The 15,995-nt window shown below is 52.8% G+C and carries 12 protein-coding genes; 1 reads left to right on the top strand and 11 read right to left on the bottom strand.

What is annotated here, in order from left to right; genetic code table 11:
- Positions 1-68 precede the first annotated feature (68 nt).
- Positions 69-995, top strand: a complete 927-nt coding sequence (locus HQN87_RS29825) for a metallophosphoesterase family protein (RefSeq protein ID WP_173140602.1) — start codon at positions 69-71, stop codon at positions 993-995.
- Positions 996-1,425: 430 nt separating this feature from the next.
- Here HQN87_RS29825 and HQN87_RS29820 read toward each other — a convergent pair whose 3' ends face one another.
- From HQN87_RS29820 to HQN87_RS29770, 11 genes are all read right to left on the bottom strand, one after another.
- On the bottom strand, positions 1,426-2,253 hold the full coding sequence (locus HQN87_RS29820) for a MetQ/NlpA family ABC transporter substrate-binding protein (RefSeq protein ID WP_173140660.1): 828 nt from the start codon (positions 2,251-2,253) through the stop codon (positions 1,426-1,428).
- An 89-nt stretch (positions 2,254-2,342) separates the two neighbouring features.
- The gene (locus HQN87_RS29815) at positions 2,343-3,005 is read right to left on the bottom strand and encodes a methionine ABC transporter permease (protein WP_173140600.1); all 663 of its coding nucleotides are present in this window, start codon (positions 3,003-3,005) and stop codon (positions 2,343-2,345) included.
- The gene (locus HQN87_RS29810; RefSeq protein WP_173140658.1) at positions 2,998-3,759 is read right to left on the bottom strand and encodes a methionine ABC transporter ATP-binding protein; all 762 of its coding nucleotides are present in this window, start codon (positions 3,757-3,759) and stop codon (positions 2,998-3,000) included. Before HQN87_RS29810 ends, HQN87_RS29815 begins: the two co-directional genes overlap by 8 nt.
- Positions 3,760-4,112: 353 nt before the next feature.
- Positions 4,113-5,075: a carbohydrate ABC transporter permease gene (locus HQN87_RS29805; protein ID WP_173140598.1), complete on the bottom strand. Its 963-nt coding sequence runs from the start codon at positions 5,073-5,075 to the stop codon at positions 4,113-4,115.
- A complete protein-coding gene (locus HQN87_RS29800; protein ID WP_173140595.1) occupies positions 5,075-6,052 on the bottom strand; it encodes an ABC transporter permease in 978 nt (325 codons plus the stop codon). The genes HQN87_RS29805 and HQN87_RS29800 overlap by 1 nt, the downstream gene beginning before the upstream one ends.
- A gap of 84 nt (positions 6,053-6,136) precedes the next feature.
- Positions 6,137-7,828, bottom strand: a complete 1,692-nt coding sequence (locus HQN87_RS29795) for a type 2 periplasmic-binding domain-containing protein (protein WP_173140594.1) — start codon at positions 7,826-7,828, stop codon at positions 6,137-6,139.
- A 112-nt stretch (positions 7,829-7,940) separates the two neighbouring features.
- Positions 7,941-9,488: a response regulator gene (locus HQN87_RS29790; RefSeq protein WP_173140592.1), complete on the bottom strand. Its 1,548-nt coding sequence runs from the start codon at positions 9,486-9,488 to the stop codon at positions 7,941-7,943.
- Between the two features lie 3 nt (positions 9,489-9,491).
- Positions 9,492-11,315, bottom strand: coding sequence for a sensor histidine kinase (locus HQN87_RS29785; protein WP_173140590.1), 1,824 nt, complete (start codon positions 11,313-11,315; stop codon positions 9,492-9,494).
- 79 nt (positions 11,316-11,394) lie between these two features.
- Complete coding sequence (locus HQN87_RS29780) at positions 11,395-12,936, bottom strand: response regulator transcription factor (RefSeq protein ID WP_173140588.1); 1,542 nt, start codon at positions 12,934-12,936, stop codon at positions 11,395-11,397.
- Positions 12,937-13,561: 625 nt separating this feature from the next.
- On the bottom strand, positions 13,562-14,965 hold the full coding sequence (locus HQN87_RS29775; protein WP_173140586.1) for an ADP-ribosylglycohydrolase family protein: 1,404 nt from the start codon (positions 14,963-14,965) through the stop codon (positions 13,562-13,564).
- Positions 14,966-14,968: 3 nt separating this feature from the next.
- Positions 14,969-15,925 carry a nucleoside hydrolase gene (locus tag HQN87_RS29770; RefSeq protein WP_173140584.1) on the bottom strand — a complete coding sequence of 319 codons (957 nt, stop codon included), beginning with the start codon at positions 15,923-15,925 and terminating at the stop codon, positions 14,969-14,971.
- Between the last annotated feature and the right edge of the window lie 70 nt (positions 15,926-15,995).

The following is a 15,995-nucleotide window of genomic DNA, read 5'->3' as shown; positions in this document are numbered from 1 at the left end:
CTCTTCCCTCTCCTATGAGGACCATCATTGTGGCCGGAATCATTACATTAAGGAGGAGTTTCTTACAGATGAAGACATCAGGCACACCAGGCGGACAAGATCCGCTGCTGACGTTCCAGATTATCACCGATACCCATGTCACCGCCGATCCGGAACACGAGTACAACCAGAACTTCGGGCGGGCATTGCAGGATTTGGCCTTACACGCACAGGGCAGCAGCGGCATCATGCATATTGGAGATATTACGAACAATGGCTTCCCGGAGGAGTATGAGGAGGTCCAGCGTATTCTTGAACAGCATCAGGCCTCACTGCCGCAGATTCGTTACACCCTGGGCAACCATGACGTCGGCCTCGGCCATTGGGATTCCCGTCTTGCGATGTATACTTCCCGCATGGGGATGCCAGGTCCTTATCATGATCACTGGATCGGCGGGTATCATTTCATCTTCCTGGGTACTGAGGAAGGGCTGCAGACGTTCTGCCATTTATCCGGCGGGCAGCTCCAGTGGCTGGACCGGAAGCTTGGGGAGAGCGCCCCGGACAACACGGAGCTTGGCGGGCCAATGGAGCTGGATCTTGGTACAGTACCACTGCATGATCGGCCCGCCTTCGTCTTCCTTCACCAGCCGCTGAAGGATACCGTAGCCGGTTCGCTGGAGTCTCAGGAGTGGTACGGAGTGACTCAGGATCAGGAACTGCGCTCTATTCTATCGCGGCACCCGCAGACCCTGCTGTTCACCGGGCATACCCACTGGGAGCTGGAAGTCAGCAATACCATGTATCCCGGCAACGGACAGACAGCCACGATGTTCAATGCCGCTTCTGTAGCCTACCTCTGGACGGATCGGGATGAACATAAGAGCGGCAGCCAGGGCTTCTATGTAGAAGTTTATACCGATAAGGTGCTTGTCCGGGGACGGGATTTCACTACGGGCACCTGGATCGAATCCGCCCAGTATGAGGTGGCCTATCCCGTCAGCGCTTTCCTGTAACTCCTCTATAGGGCTGAAATTCAAACGTTAAAAAAGCAGCGATTCCCGTTATTGGAGAATCGCTGCTTTCTGTTTTTGGTCCATTGCTGTTTGCTTTAATAGATTATGGGCGAGCAAGCAAACTATTGAATGTACAAAAGAAACCTGGTTTCCTTTTGTGATTTTAGAAAGATGTGAAGAACCTTTTTCCGCTTAAACAGCGGAGAGGACGGACTGATTGTGGAAAAGCGGCAGCGGTCGCCTTGGTCTCCGGATTTTCACCGCTAAGGGGAATGAAAAAAATCTGGAGACCACAGTGATTGGAACAACGGTCCGTTCGCGCAGCGTTCACCCAGACGCTCACGTTGATCCTTCTTAAAAACATAGGGCTATCCCAAAGCTTTTGGGACAGCCCCTTACCCTTTTATATAAAATTTAATTCGTGTATCTACTATTTAAAAGCAGGCAGCGCTATGTCCGCATAATTGTCCTCAAGGAACTTCTTCACTTCCGGACCGCTGATGGCCTTGGCCAGCTTCTGGATCACTTCGGAATCCTTGTTGTCCTCACGGGCAACGAGTGTAATGGTGAATGCCGAATCCTCACGCTCGGTGATCAGCGCATCCTTCTTGGGAGTCAGGCCCAGCGGACTGGCATAGGCCGGAGTCATGGCGACCAGATCGGCATCATCCAGCATCCGGGCCAGCATCAGCAGATCGACTTCCTCGAACTTATAGTTCTTGGGATTGCCGGTAATATCGGCCTGCGTAGCCTGAATCCCTACCCCTTCCTTCAGCGTAATCAATCCGGCATCTGCGAACATTTGCAGGGAGCGCCCAATGTTGGAGGGATCATTCGCCATTACGAGGGTAGCACCCTCAGGCAGATCAGCGATGGCCTTGAACTTCTTGGAGTACCCGCCATAGATGGCATCGTATACAGGTTGAACAGGCACCAGCTTTGCCCCTTTGCTGGCATTGAATTGTTCCATGTACGGGACATGCTGGAAGAAGTTCGCGTCCACCTCTTTGTTCGCCAGCGCCTCGTTCGGCTGCACATTATCGGACAGCACCACGATCTCCATATCCACGCCTTCTTCCTTCAGAACCGGCTTCACAAGTTCGAGGATATCCGTCATTGGCGGAATCAGCGAGGCTACTTTGATCTTCACAGGTCCGGTGCTGGTAGCTGCCGGTGTCTCCTCAGCTTCTTTGCTGTTGCCGCAGCCCGCAAGCGCCAGTGTTAATACAAGCAGTGTTAGCGCGAAGGTGGTTACCATTCTTTTTCCTGTTCTCTTCCCCGTTGCGGTCCTTACAGTCATCGCCTTCTTCATGATTTATCCCAAGCCCCCATTATTATATAGTTTGTTTAGCGCTTATCCAGCAGTCTGGCCACTGTGCTTCCTGTGAATTGGATGAGCTGCACCAGCACAATCATCACGAGTATGGCGTAGACCATCACTTCTGTCTCGAAGCGCTGGTATCCGTAACGGATGGCGAAATCTCCAACCCCGCCGCCGCCGACAACCCCCATGACGGTTGAAAAAGAAATGAAGCTGATCGTAGACGCAGTCAATCCCAGCACCAGTCCCGACCGGGCTTCTACATACAGAAACTTGAAGATAATCCCCGGCTTCGAGGCGCCCATCGACAATGCCGCTTCAATTGTTCCTCTGGGCACCTCCAGCAGAGACTGCTCCACCAGCCGTGAATAATAGGCAATGGCGACGATCGACAGCGGCACGGTTGCCGCCAGGGTGCCAATCGCAGTACCCACCACCAGCCGGGTGAACGGAATCAGTGCAACCACCAGCAGCAGGAACGGAAATGAACGGATTACATTGACCATGCTGTTCAGCACGAGTGACAGATTTCTATTCTCATATAACTGGCCTTTGCGGCAAAAATACAGCAGGGTCCCCAGCGGAAGCCCCAGCAGCAGCGCAGCACCTATGGAGATTCCGACCATGACAAAGGTCTCTCCGATCGACTGCCACATCTGATCCTGGTATTTCAGCATGCTCTCAAACATAGGGTTCCCCCGTTCTGCCCGTAATCCGCTCCCGGAAGGAACCTGAATGCGTTCCAGGCGGAAGAAATCCGCCCTCCTCCCGGGAAAAGGAATCCACGATCCGTCCGCCCTCCATGACAGATACCTCTGAGCAGATGCTCCGCACTACGTCCAGCTCATGGGTAACGATGACTATGGTTACACCGAGCGAAGCATTGATATGGCGGAGCACGCCCAGAATATCCGCCGTGGTCCCCGGATCAAGCGCAGAGGTCGGCTCGTCGCACAGCAGCAGCTTCGGACTGTTCGCCAGCGCCCGGGCAATAGCCACCCGCTGGCGTTGCCCGCCGCTGAGCTGGGCCGGATATTGCCCGGCTTTGTCTGCAAGCCCGACAAAATGCAGACATTCCATAACCCGCTTCATCCGCCCGGCACGCGGGACTCCGGCAAGCTCCAGCGGAATGGCTACATTCCGGCTGACGGTGGCATTGCCTACCAGATTGAAATGCTGGAAGATCATGCCGATTCTCTGCCGCTGCTCGCGCAGCGCCTTGTCCCGCAGCTCCGTAAGCCGCTTGCCGTCTACAGTAACAGTCCCGGTGTCGGGCCGCTCCAGCAGATTCATCAGCCGCAGGAGTGTCGACTTACCCGCGCCGCTTGCCCCGATAATACCGTGGATGGCACCGGCCTTCACTGCAAGCGATACCTGATCAACAGCCGTATAAGGGCCGTCCTTCAGCATGAAGCTTTTACTAACCTGACTCAGCGAAAGAATACGAAGCCCTCCTCTACCCACTGCCCAGACTTCCCCGCTTACCCTCGGGGCCTATTGTACTATAATTATTTAAAATCTGTTTCATTAAAAATCTCTTTAAATAATAAGGTATTTCTTGCGCTGTGTCATTACTTTTTTCAAAAAGTTCTATAAAGACTGTTAAAAGCAGAAGGCATTATAAGGATGCTCGGAGCCGATTGGGATTATTCTACAGTCCAGGAGGAAACCAAACAACGTTGTGCCTATAAAGCTTTCATCCAACCAAAAAGGGCGCCGCCCCTGATAGGACAGCACCCTTTTTCAGTTAAAATATAAGCAATTCCCGGCCAAAACCCGGCTATAAGGCAAGCGTCTTATTCTTTGACACTGCCGACATTGAGGCCCACTACGAAGTACTTCTGCATGAACGGGTACACCAGCAGTATAGGTACGGAAGCCACAACCGTAATTGCTGCGCGGATCGACAGCGGCGTCACCATCGCCCTGGCTGAATCCTGATCCATCCCCACCCCATTGGACACGTTAGGGTTACCGTTGGAGTTCATCGTTGAAGACAGCAGCTTCATCAGCTCATACTGCAGAGTACTCAGATGCTGCTTGGAAGAGGTGTAGATAAAGGCGTCAAACCAGGCATTCCAGGCTCCGACAGCCACAAACAGTGCAATGGTTGCCAGGACTGGCTTACAGAGCGGGAAGACTACCCGCATGAATATTTTGAAATCCCCGGCGCCGTCAATTCTGGCTGATTCCATCAGGCTCTCCGGTATAGTCCCGATATAAGTGCGGATAACGATCATATTGAAGGCGCTGATCATCGAAGGAATGATATAGACCCAGAAGCTGTTCAACAGATTAAGGTCCTTAATCAGGAAATAGTTCGGGATCAGACCGGCGCTGAAATACATCGTAAGCACGAAGACTACAGTAATAAACTTACGGAATACGTACTCCCTGCGGCTTAAGGTATAAGCCAGCATGGTGGTCAGAAAAATATTAAGTAACGTAGAAATCACTGTACGGGCTACTGAAACCAGGAATGCATCAAATATGGTTCCGGTAGCAAAGATCGCTTTGTAATTCTGAACGGTCCATTGTCTCGGCCATAAGTAGATGCCGCCGCGGATCGTATCATTTCCTTCATTGAATGATACAGCTATCGTATTGATGAATGGATATAAAGTCACAATCACCAGACAGACCATGAAGACCGTATTGAAGGAAGTGAACAGGAACGGTTCAAGTCTGCCGGTGCCCAGGTTCTTTTTCGCTGTAAAGCCTGCTCTATGCCCGGGGCTAATCTGCCGGTTATCCGCCATTATAACAACCTCTCTTCCCCAAGCCGCTTGGAAATCCCGTTAGCCATAAGCAGCAATGTTACGCTGACAACCGTTTTGAATATACCTCCAGCTGTTGCGAGTGAATAATTCCCTTGGGCAAGCCCGTATTTAAGCACGAAAATATCTATCGTTTCGGCCCAGTCTACTACAAGTCCGTTGCCAAGCAGGTACTGCACTTCAAAGCCTGCTTCCAGGACATGTCCTATGGACATAATCATCAGAATTACAATGGTTGCCTTGATGCCGGGCAGGGTTACATACATCATCTTCTTGTAACGGTTCGCACCGTCAATCTCGGCAGCTTCATACAGGGCAGGATCAATGGAAGCGATGGCCGCCAGATAAATAATAGTGTTCCAGCCCACTTCCTTCCACACATGCGAAGCCCCTACGATTCCCCAGAAATACTTGCCTTCACTGAGCCACAGAATCGGCTCTTTAATCAGATGCAGCTTCATCAGTACGATATTTACAATCCCGTCATTGATGGACAGCGAAGTGGCCACGATTCCGGTAACGATAATCCACGATAAAAAATGGGGCAGATAGGAGATCGTCTGCACGGTTCTTTTCCAGAATACTTTCTTGATTTCATTAAGCAGCAGTGCCAGCACGATGGCGGTAACAAAGCCGAGAATCAGATTGATAACCCCCATGGCCAGCGTATTGCGCAGTACACGAATGAAGTTATCATCGGTGAACAAAAACTTGAACTGCTTCAGTCCTACCCATTCCTGCTCGCCGAAGGACTTGGCCGGCTTGTAGTTCTGGAACGCCATGGTCCAGCCCCAAACGGGAACATAGGCAAAGAGAATAATGTAGAGCATCAAAGGCACAGACATCCAGATAAGCTGCCTCTGATTCTTAATCAAGCGCCAGGTAATCGGCTGCTTTTTTTTCTTCCTGTTCTTCTTCGGACGCCGGACGACAGTATCTATTTCTAGGGTCTCATCCATATTCGTTGTCTCCTACTCCATCATATTAAGGTAAGTGGAAGGCCAGTCCGGCCCTCCACCTTATGCCCTGTACCAGACCTTCCGTTATTTACTCCAGTTCTCAATTCTCCACTTAATCTGCTCATTGATCTTGTCTTCGTAAGCCTTCACATTGGCCTTCTCGATCTGTCCGGTATAATCGGCCCAGACGGAATCGAATTCAGCCGGCTTGGCAAGGATGGCTTTTGGCAGGAACTTGGTCTGGAGCTCATTCAGCTTGGTGTTGGCGATTTTGGCATCCGAGCCTTCAATCAGGTCGATGGACCAGGCAGGATAATAGACCGGGTTAGCAGGCGGTTCGCTGAAGAAGTCTACATAGGAGTTGAAGCCATAGGCATCAAGGACTTCCTTATCGAACGGCTTCAGACCCGCTTTGTATTCTTCAGGCTGTGCAGCAGCATCCGTTGAGTTGCCGTCGCTGTAGCTTCCTTCTGTTTTGGGCAGATACTCAAACAGCGATTTCGCTTTGTTGCCAAGCTGCCACGTAGCATCGGCTGCATTATCACGCTGTTCCTGGGTTCTCATGAATCTGCCGTTCTCAACGATATAATCCTCGCCTTCCACACCCCATGAGAACAGCTTCTGCCAGTCTTCCTGGATCAGCGTGTCCAGCAGCTTGATGATCTTCACCGGATCTTTGGCATTAATGCTGATACCGAAGCCGTTGTTAAGGTTAAGCACCGCAAGATCGCGGTAGTGGTCCTTGGTCGACTCTTCGTATACAAGCGGAAGACCTACATACGTGCGTTCAATTTTATTTTGGGTCGTCAGTGAATCCTCAGCCGCATTGAAATTCCAGTGCTGGTCGAACATCCCCAGGACGGTGCCGCTGGACAGCTTTGCCATATACTGGTCGTAATTCTGTACGAAGGTTTCTTTGTCGATAATCCCTTTTTCATTCATCTCATTCAGCTTCTGATAGTACTTTTTGGCATAGTCCTTGTTCGCAAAAACCTCTGCCACGCCGTCCTTCACAACTACGCCGCCATCATTCGGATGTCCGATCAGATGCTGCGGAGCGTTGAACAGACCCCAGTTCTTCCAGTCATAGTTCAGAATTTCAAACCCGATGGTCGGGCTGCCGTCAATTTTCGGATATTTGGCTTTATATTGCTCGATCAGGTCAAAATACTGATCCAGAGTCTTCACCTTCGGATAATTGAATTCCTTAAGGACTGCTTTTTGAATCCAGAAGGCAGGTCCCGAATACCATGAACTGTTGACCTTACCGTTGTATACGCCGTAGTTAGGCAGGATATAGATATGCCCGTCGTTCGGGTCCTTCATCATGTTCCAGTAGTCTGCATAATGCGCTTTCAAATTTGGCGCATGCTCTTCAATCAGGTCTTCGAGCGGGATATAAGCTCCTGCTGCGGTAAGTTTGGTGCTCCCGGTCATAAGATCCGGATAATCCTGGCCGGCAATCATGACGCCCAGCTTCTGGTTAATGTCGCCTGCTAAGAATTCCATATCGAAGCTGGCTCCGGTTTCTTCCTTGATCTTCTTGTAAATCTTGTTATCCGGTGTCGGCTGTTGCCCGGCTACACCGATAAATGCACTTACTTTAAATGGTTCAATCTTTCCTCCCGTGTTAGCTGAAGCAGATTCTGTGGATGCTGGCTCCTTAGCTTTGCCTGTAGTAGCAGCATTGTTGCCCCCGCAGCCTGACAGTGTGAAGCTAAGGGATAACAGAGCAATCAGGGAATACTTGTACGTAACTTTCAACTTGCCCCCCATAAAGCACCTCCATAGTGTATTTTCTTTAATTTGTAAGCACTTACACAAATGAATTATAGAGGTGAACCGTCTCTTAAAATACGACCGAACTAAAGGTATACCCCTGAAAAGTTTAGAACTTGGCATGGCGGTACTCATTCGGACCCATGTGCATCTCCTTCTCAAAGCGTTTCAGAAATTGCCCGTAGTTGGCATAACCCACACGTTCGGCAATCTCTGATAGCTTCAGCTTGCTCTCGCGCAGCAGCACGGCCGCAGCCTGAATCCGCAGATGATGCAGCTGCTCATTGAAGGTTATCCCGTTCTTCTTAATCAGTAATTGCCCCAGGTATACCGGATGCAGGAAGAAGATCTCGGCCAGCTTCTGGATGCTCAGGCTCTCCTGGTAATGCTCCCCGATGTACTGGTTAATCTCCCGGACAATCCCATGCGACTTATAATTCTGCTCGCGCACCAACAGATCTATCGCCTTCTCCCCGCAGGACAATAAGCGGCTGAGCAGCCCGCTCAGCGGGGTCATCGTCTGCTGAATCTCTGAGACTTCAAGGCTGGAGGCTGTCCCGTGTCCTTCGCCTGCGGATTCCGCTCCGGGCGCGACTCCGAATATCCGGTACATGAGATGGATAACGAATTTGCGCACCACCTCCGGCGCCACCAGCTGTTCCCGGAAGCTTCGTGCCGCCGCTTCGAGTGCCTTGCGGTAGCCGTCCGCGTCCAGGAGATTCACGCAATCCAGCAGGGCATCCATCAGCCCGATATGATCATAATGATAGCTGAAGGGCTTGCCCTGCACCCCGTTGTAAGCCAGAATTCCCGCCCCTTCCGGTTCATAGAAGAAATGCAGCAAGGTCTCTTTGGCTCTATGATAGCTGTCCTCTATGCACAGCAAGGAGTTCTCTTGTGTTCCCACGGCGATATGAATGTTCGCTCTGCCATATTCCTGCAGCAGGATATCCAGCGCCTCCGTGATTCCGCCGTCCTCCCCCCTGCCTGTAGTCATTCCGTATACGATTCCGAGCAGCCCCGCCTCCAGATCCATGGTCACGGCTGCCTTACATCCGGCCAGCAGAGAGACTGCCTTGCAGCGCACCTCTGGACATAGCTCCGGGACCGTCTGGATCAGGCAGATATTCCAGGCCACGCTCTCCCGGAAGCCGGGCAGCGTCTCCAGCAGATCCATAAGCTCCGGGTCTCCCTGCCTCCCGTACAACAGCCCTTTGATTAAGGCGGCCGCCTCTTCCCCGGAGGCTGTCTCATGAATCCTTCTGCGGTTCGCCTCCTGCTCCAGCTCCAGGCGGATCTCCCGCAGCTCCTCGGTCGCTTCCTCCGGGAAGACCGGCTTCAGCAGGTAGTGGTTAATCCCGTAGCTGATTGCTGTGCGGGCATATTCAAATTCACTGTAGCCGCTCAGAATGACGAACTTAATGGAATCCGTCTCCTCCTGACGCCATTCCCCGATCATCTCCAGGCCATTCATCAGCGGCATATGGATATCGGTAATGACCAGATCCGGCTGCAGCTGCTTCATCAGCTGCAGCCCCTCCCGGCCATTGCCGCAGGTTCCGCACAGCTCGAAGCCCAGCTCCTGCCAGTCAATCCACATCTCCATACCTTCAAGAGCGCTCGGCTCGTCATCAATCAATAATACTTTGTATTTCATGGTCTATACCTCGCTTTCCGGGGAATGAGTCGTCTCAAGCAGCCTCAGGGGAATGCCGAAGGTCACCACGGTTCCCTGACCCGGCGTGCTGGAGATCTCGAAGCGTACCTGATCCGCGTAATTGAGCTCCAGTCTACGGTATACATTGCGGATACCGATGTTCGCTCCGGAGTAATCCTCCTTGCGCACGGCAAACATTAATTCCTTCAGCTTCTCGGGTTCCATGCCTTTACCGTTGTCAGATACCGTAATCTGCAGCCGGTTATCCAGAACGGCTGCAGCAACCTTGATCACACCCAGCCCCTCAATGGTCTGCAGGCCGTGCTTGCAGGAATTCTCAACCAGCGGCTGCATACTCAGCTTCGGGATTTTATAATTCAGGGATTGCTCATCAATCTCGAACGTATAATCGAATTTATCCCGGAACCTGAATTTCTCAATCTTGAGATACATGTCGATGAATGCGATCTCCTCGCGCACGGACACCAGGTCTTCCTTCCAGCTCAGCAGTCTGCGCAGCAGCCTCGACAGGCTTTTCACAATATCGGTGACATCGTTATATTTGTTCTTGGTACATACCACCAGAATCGCATTCAGCGTATTGAACAGAAAATGAGGGTTCATCTGGCTCTGCAGGAAGTTCAGCTCCGCCCTGACGCGCTCCATCTCCAGGTTCTTGCTTTGGATCTCCAGCTTGTACACATCGTTGATCAGCGAATGGATTCTGGAGGTCATCCGGTTGAAGTTGCGGATCAGCCCGCCGATCTCATCCCGGCCCTCATCAATGGCGATCAGCTCGAACTTCTCATTCGTCACCTTCTGCATATGCCGGGACAGGCGTTTCACCCGGTAGTTGTAGGAGCGCAGCATCATGTATATGAATCCGCTGGTCAGCAGGGTAAGCGTTGTCGCCAAGCCCGCCGCATATAGCCGGATATCCAGGATCGCCTGGGAGATCCGCTCCCCTTGCGTAATTCCGACAATCCGCCAGCCCTTGAGATAGTTCGCCGTGCCTACGGCCATTACCCGCACATTCTCGCTATCATCCCGGCTGTCGCCCCATTGATCGAATACCGGATAGGGATCATTAGTAATATGCTGATAGCCACTGTCCGCTGACATCACAATCTTGTCCTCCCCGTTGATCAGATAGAGGCTCAGGTAATCTCTTTCCCGGACAATAATGTCATAGATTTCGTTAAGGTCCAGATCAATCCGCAGCACTTTCTCATAGGTGTTCAGACTGCGGTAATTATCCATCGTCTCGATCACACTCAGCGTAGGGGTGGAGGAGGCCAGATTCTTATTCTCCGTGGTGCGGTAAGCGGTAACATAGACCTGGGTGCTGGCCTTCTTCGCCTGCCGGTACCAGTCACTGAACCATACCTTATCGTTCATAACCTGATAATTCCCTCCAGACACAACCGTCTGGTTATTGGTGTATATGCTGATCCGTTCGAGCTGGTTGTTCACCGGCATATAACTGTTCATCCGGTCTCTCAGCTGTTCGTTGAACATGCTATAGAATTCGATAGAGTCCGTATACGTCCGGTCCAGCATCTCGTACAGGTTCTTATCCGCAGCCAGCGTGTAGCCGACAGACACCCCCCCTTCAATAAAATCATGAATATCCTTGCGCGCCCGCTCCATGGAGATCTCCAGATTCTGCTGCTCTCTCGATTTGATGAGATCCGTGATCCGGTCCAGGAACACAAGATTCAGCACCATGATCGGCAGGAGCACTCCCACAATGTAGATGAGATAGAACTTGTAGCTAAGCGGAATATCATTGATGATGGTGCCGAATTTCACCCTTCTTGTAGCCATCCCTCACACCCGGCTTTCTTAAGATTTCGGGGTCCCCGCACAGTATCTGAGTAACCTTCGACGGCAAAGCCGTTTCCACTTAGAGCTGCTTATTCTTATGGGCATTCTTGTACACCGAAGGGGATGAGCCCACTTTACCCTTGAACTTGTCGATGAAATAATCCGTATTGGAAAAGCCCACCTGCACCGCGATATCCGATATTTTGAGCTGGGTGCGCTTCAGCAGACCCTTGGCCGCTTCGATCCGCTTCTCATTCAGATAATCGCTGAAGCTGCGGCCCGTCTCCTTGCGGAACAGCTGGCCCAGGTAGGCCGAATTCATATGAAACTGCCTGGCGAGATCCTGAAGCTGCAGCTTGCTGCGGAATTCAAGGTCCACGTACTGGATCACATTATAGATGGTGTTCCCTTCGTTGCCTGCCCGCAGCTGAGCCAGATAGAGCGCTGTCTCCTGGCAGAGCTTATCCACATACAGGCTCAGCTTGTAATAATCCGCAAGGCCGCCCAGATTGCCGTATTCCAGACGCATGGCGCTCATAATCGTATCGGGATCTCCCTGCATTTCAGCGATGCTCCGGCACAAGGTAATCTCCAGATGGGCGACCTCTGCCCGGGCGGCGTCTATAGTCACCCGCTTCGCAGTCATGGCAGCAAAAGCATCCCTGACAGCAGCCCGGATCTGCTCAGGCCCTCCCTCCTTCACCTCATCCAGCACACGCGTAAAGTGTCCTCCTGCGGATTCGGGAGACAGGCGGGCGGTTCTCAAATCGTTGTAATAGAAAATCCCGCCCTGCTCCTTCCGGTATTTGAGGCCCCAGACCTCCAGGGTCTGGGCGTACAGCTCCTGGATGGAGCGCAGACCTGTCCTTCGGCCGCTGATCATTACAGCTACCGGCACCCCCAGCTTCTCAGACTGCACCCTCTGCACTTGGACGGCTGCCGCCTCAAGCGCCTCAGAGGATAGTCCGTCAGACCTTACAAGGAGTCCGGCCCTTCCCGCCGGGTCTTGAAATACATACCCGAGATCCCCAGGGAATCCTTCGGTATTTCCTTCGTTCAGGCCCACCGTGCCTGAAATGGCAGCAGCAAGAATGCACTGCAGCTCCGTATCAGGCTGAAGTCCCAGCAGACTGTAGGCTGCGCGCTCCAGCTCCTCATTCCATTCCCCCTGGAGGCAGCGGCTGATCAGATTATGTACCAGGAGGTTATGCTTCTTGCGCCCCTCTAATCTGGAAGCGGTTTCATTTTGAATAATAGCTCTGATCTTCCCCAGGAGCTCCTCAATCTCCTCCTCATCGACCGGCTTCAGCAGGTAGCCGTCCACCTTATGGCGCAGCGCAGTCCGGGCATAGTTGAAATCATCATACCCGCTCAGAATAACGAACCGGGGCGGCGGGTCCAGCACTTCCTTCACCGCTGCGATCAGCTCCAGGCCGCTCATCACCGGAAGATTAATATCCGTAAGCAGCATATCCGGCCTGTGCTCCCGGATCAGCCGGAGAGCATCCCCGGCGTTAAGCGCTTCGGCGCATACCTCGAACCCGGATTTCTCCCAGTCCACCATCGTTCTAAGTCCTTCCAGAACCCAGGGTTCATCATCCACAATCATGACTTTTAGCATGAGCTCCGCTCCTATCTCCATAATCAAAATTTGGTAAGTAATTGAATTACAAGTAATGCTAACATACAAGTTGAATCATGTGAATGTTAACTTAAAACTCAAGCTTGGTCATCACTGCGGTGAACACTTGGACTTCCGGCCGCTGTTATATTTGGATTTCATGATGGAAACCACTCCTCGCGGGAGAAATCCAAATATAAAGACGGTCGCTACCGCTCCTACAGTTCCAAATTTCCCCTCCGCTTCTTTTTGCTTTTTGACATTTCCAGTTGTGACATTGGCCTATATACAGCCCACTTACCTTAACAACAGCACATTGTGTTCGATTTTCCGATTACATTTGGCTTACGCGGTGCACCCAGTCCAATTGTATTCGGTTTTTCGATTACATTTGGCTTACGTGGCGTACCCAATCCAATTGTGTTCGGTTTTTCGCATACCATTTAGGCTCCTCACTCTAGATGCGTCTGAGCACTTATCCCCCAACTGTATATCATCCAGAACAAGTGAAGGTAATAACTTCCCAGACGACAAAAAAGCCGCCCAATCGCACCAGCTGTTTTCCCCTGAAAACAGCTGGTGCGAGGCGACTTAAAAAAGCGCTCAAATATAATTAGTATCTGTATTAACCCTGTTGCTCTTCTCCAAGCTCCGCCCGTAGCTTCAGGAACACCTGATAGCTCCGCTCCGCGACCTCAGAGATGGGAATCGGGTGGAAGCCCGGCAGATCCGCATACAGCAGGTCGTTCAGCGGTGCGGTCCAGCTGGCGGGAAGCCGGGCAGCGCCCAGCTTCGCTCCCATGATGGAGCCGACCGTGGCCCCGTTGCAGTCGGTATCCATCCCGGCTGATACCGAGGTAACTACGGCTTTCTCGAAGTCATCGCCGCCGTATATTAGCGAAGCTGCCACGATCGCTGCGTTGTTGTTCGTATGCACCGGGTCATAATGACTGAACTCGTTCCATAGTGTGCTGACCAGCTCCCGCTCACTGCGAGCCTGCTGCGCGATCTCCATACCCCGCCGCACATCCCGGGTCAGCCTGCTGGTCTGCGGGATCTCGCTCAGCCCGATCTCTACAATCTCTTCATTGCCGAGGCCCGCGAACGCAGCAGAGATCATCGCGGCATTGAACATTTCGCCGTAGATTCCGTTCTTCACATGCGAGAAGGACGCATCCCGCCAGCCCAGCTCTGCCGCCAGCTCGGGGCGGCCGGCCACTCCATAAGCCAGGCCGTCCGCACGGATGGCTGCACCGATCCATTCCCGGTACGGATTCAGATGCATCCGCACCCGCTCCTGCCGCAGCGGCCAATCCTCCGGCTTCTCCCCGTGCAGATGGGAGGTCTCCCCGGCAAAGTTCATATAGGCCTGGGTCTCCGCCGTACAGACCTGGGCGTAGGTCAGATGCCCGTGCCACAGCTTGCCGATATCCCAGGAATCCCAGTCCAGCCCTTTTTGCTCCAGCAGCATCAGGCCAAGAACCGTATAACGGATATCGTCGTCACTCTCCATGTAGCTGATCTTCTCGCGTGTACTGGTGAAGGACCAGTCGCTTAAGCCCAGACCATATTCCTCCCGGGCGGTGGAGAACTCGGGTGTATACCCTGTAATCGGCCAGGCATCGGCACCCCGAAACCACAGCTCGATGTTCTCCCAGCCGGTACGGCCGTCCTTCCCGTACAGATAATCCCAGTATTCCAGCGGCTTGCCCAGCGCACAGCCGACACTCCGGCCAAGCCAGGCTCCATAGAACCTGTCCCGCCACTGGTCCGGCGTCCAGTCCACCGCAAGCTTACGCGGACCTTCGGGACGCAGCCGTCTGATCGACGCCAGATCCGAAGGCTCCTCGTAAGGGAAGTCCTCCGCCACGGGAAGGGCCATCAGCTCCCGGTAGACCTCCATGAGCTTCTGCTCATCATCGCCGGCAGCGGCCAGCTTCTCAACCAGATTGCCTGGCTGGCAGCCTTCCTCGATCCGCTGCTGCAGCTCGAACCGTACCGTCTCCTGCAGACGTTCCCAGCCTGCCATCTCCTACAATGCTCCCGCTGAAGATTCAAGCTCCCGGTCTAACCGGTCAAGTGAATCATACAGCAGCTTGATGAAGGCTTCACGATCTACGCCGAGCAGCACCTCCGTATTGGCAGGCAACTCGGGCTTCTTGCGCCGGTCGGCAACGGTCATTCCCCGGGTCAGCTTGCCCTCGGTCTCCACGGTAACATGCAGGTGCTCGGATTCAAACAGCTCCGGATGCAGCAGCCAGGCAATCGCACACGGGTCATGCAGCGCGTTGCCGACAAAGCCCATCTTTTTGCCATAGATCGAATAGAAATCCAGCAGCTCTCCGACCATTACGGATACGGGTCCACGCGTCTTCAGCTCCTGGATCTCCTCTTCGAATATAGCCGCTTTATCCGTCACATCCAGTCCGCTCATCACAATGGGAATCCCGGATTCAAAAACAATCCGCGCCGCCTCCGGGTCCACATAAATATTGAATTCCGCCGTCCGGGTCACATTGCCGTAAGCCAGCCCGCCACCCATCAGTGAGATCTTCTCGATTCTGTCCTTCACCTCAGGATAAGCGGTGATCAAGAGGGCGATATTCGTCAGCGGAGCTGTAGGCACCAGGGTAATCTTCTCTTCAGAAGACCGGATAATATCCAGCATGAATTCCACCGCTCCCTGTTCCACCGGCTTGAACTTGCTCGCCGGAAGCGCCGGGCCGTCCATGCCGGACTCCCCGTGGGCTTCCTCTCCGGTAACCAGCTTGCCGAGCAGCGGCTCTGCCGCTCCCTTGGCCACGGGAATATCCGCATTTACAAAGCTGAGGATCTTCAGTGCATTATCGGTGATTTTGTCCAGAATCTGGTTGCCGCCAACCGTGGTAATGCCCCGGATCTCCAGCTCTCCTGGATGGGCCAGCGCAAGCAGAATGGCAATCGCGTCATCATGCCCCGGATCGCAGTCAATTATGATAGGTGTTGGCATCGTCGTCGCTCCCTTAGATTAGTCATGTGAAAAGCTATATAAAAGACGCACTTAATTTTTGAACTTGAAG

The sequence above is a fragment of the Paenibacillus tritici genome (genome assembly GCF_013204885.1).
Classification (GTDB): Bacteria; Bacillota; Bacilli; order Paenibacillales; family Paenibacillaceae; genus Paenibacillus_AQ; species Paenibacillus_AQ tritici.
Note: the sequence above shows the minus strand (reverse complement) of the source record. Positions and strands in the feature narration are given on the sequence as shown.

Excerpts from the sequence above, each read along its gene's own strand:
- HQN87_RS29800 (WP_173140595.1), bottom strand. The coding sequence starts at position 6,052 with ATGGATGAGACCCTAGAAATAGATACTGTCGTCCGGCGTCCGAAGAAG.
- HQN87_RS29825 (WP_173140602.1), top strand. The coding sequence starts at position 69 with ATGAAGACATCAGGCACACCAGGCGGACAAGATCCGCTGCTGACGTTC.
- HQN87_RS29790 (WP_173140592.1), bottom strand. The coding sequence starts at position 9,488 with ATGAAATACAAAGTATTATTGATTGATGACGAGCCGAGCGCTCTTGAA.
- HQN87_RS29775 (WP_173140586.1), bottom strand. The coding sequence starts at position 14,965 with ATGGCAGGCTGGGAACGTCTGCAGGAGACGGTACGGTTCGAGCTGCAG.
- HQN87_RS29785 (WP_173140590.1), bottom strand. The coding sequence starts at position 11,315 with ATGGCTACAAGAAGGGTGAAATTCGGCACCATCATCAATGATATTCCG.
- HQN87_RS29815 (WP_173140600.1), bottom strand. The coding sequence starts at position 3,005 with ATGTTTGAGAGCATGCTGAAATACCAGGATCAGATGTGGCAGTCGATC.
- HQN87_RS29770 (WP_173140584.1), bottom strand. The coding sequence starts at position 15,925 with ATGCCAACACCTATCATAATTGACTGCGATCCGGGGCATGATGACGCG.
- HQN87_RS29820 (WP_173140660.1), bottom strand. The coding sequence starts at position 2,253 with ATGGTAACCACCTTCGCGCTAACACTGCTTGTATTAACACTGGCGCTT.
- HQN87_RS29780 (WP_173140588.1), bottom strand. The coding sequence starts at position 12,936 with ATGCTAAAAGTCATGATTGTGGATGATGAACCCTGGGTTCTGGAAGGA.
- HQN87_RS29795 (WP_173140594.1), bottom strand. The coding sequence starts at position 7,828 with ATGGGGGGCAAGTTGAAAGTTACGTACAAGTATTCCCTGATTGCTCTG.
- HQN87_RS29805 (WP_173140598.1), bottom strand. The coding sequence starts at position 5,075 with ATGGCGGATAACCGGCAGATTAGCCCCGGGCATAGAGCAGGCTTTACA.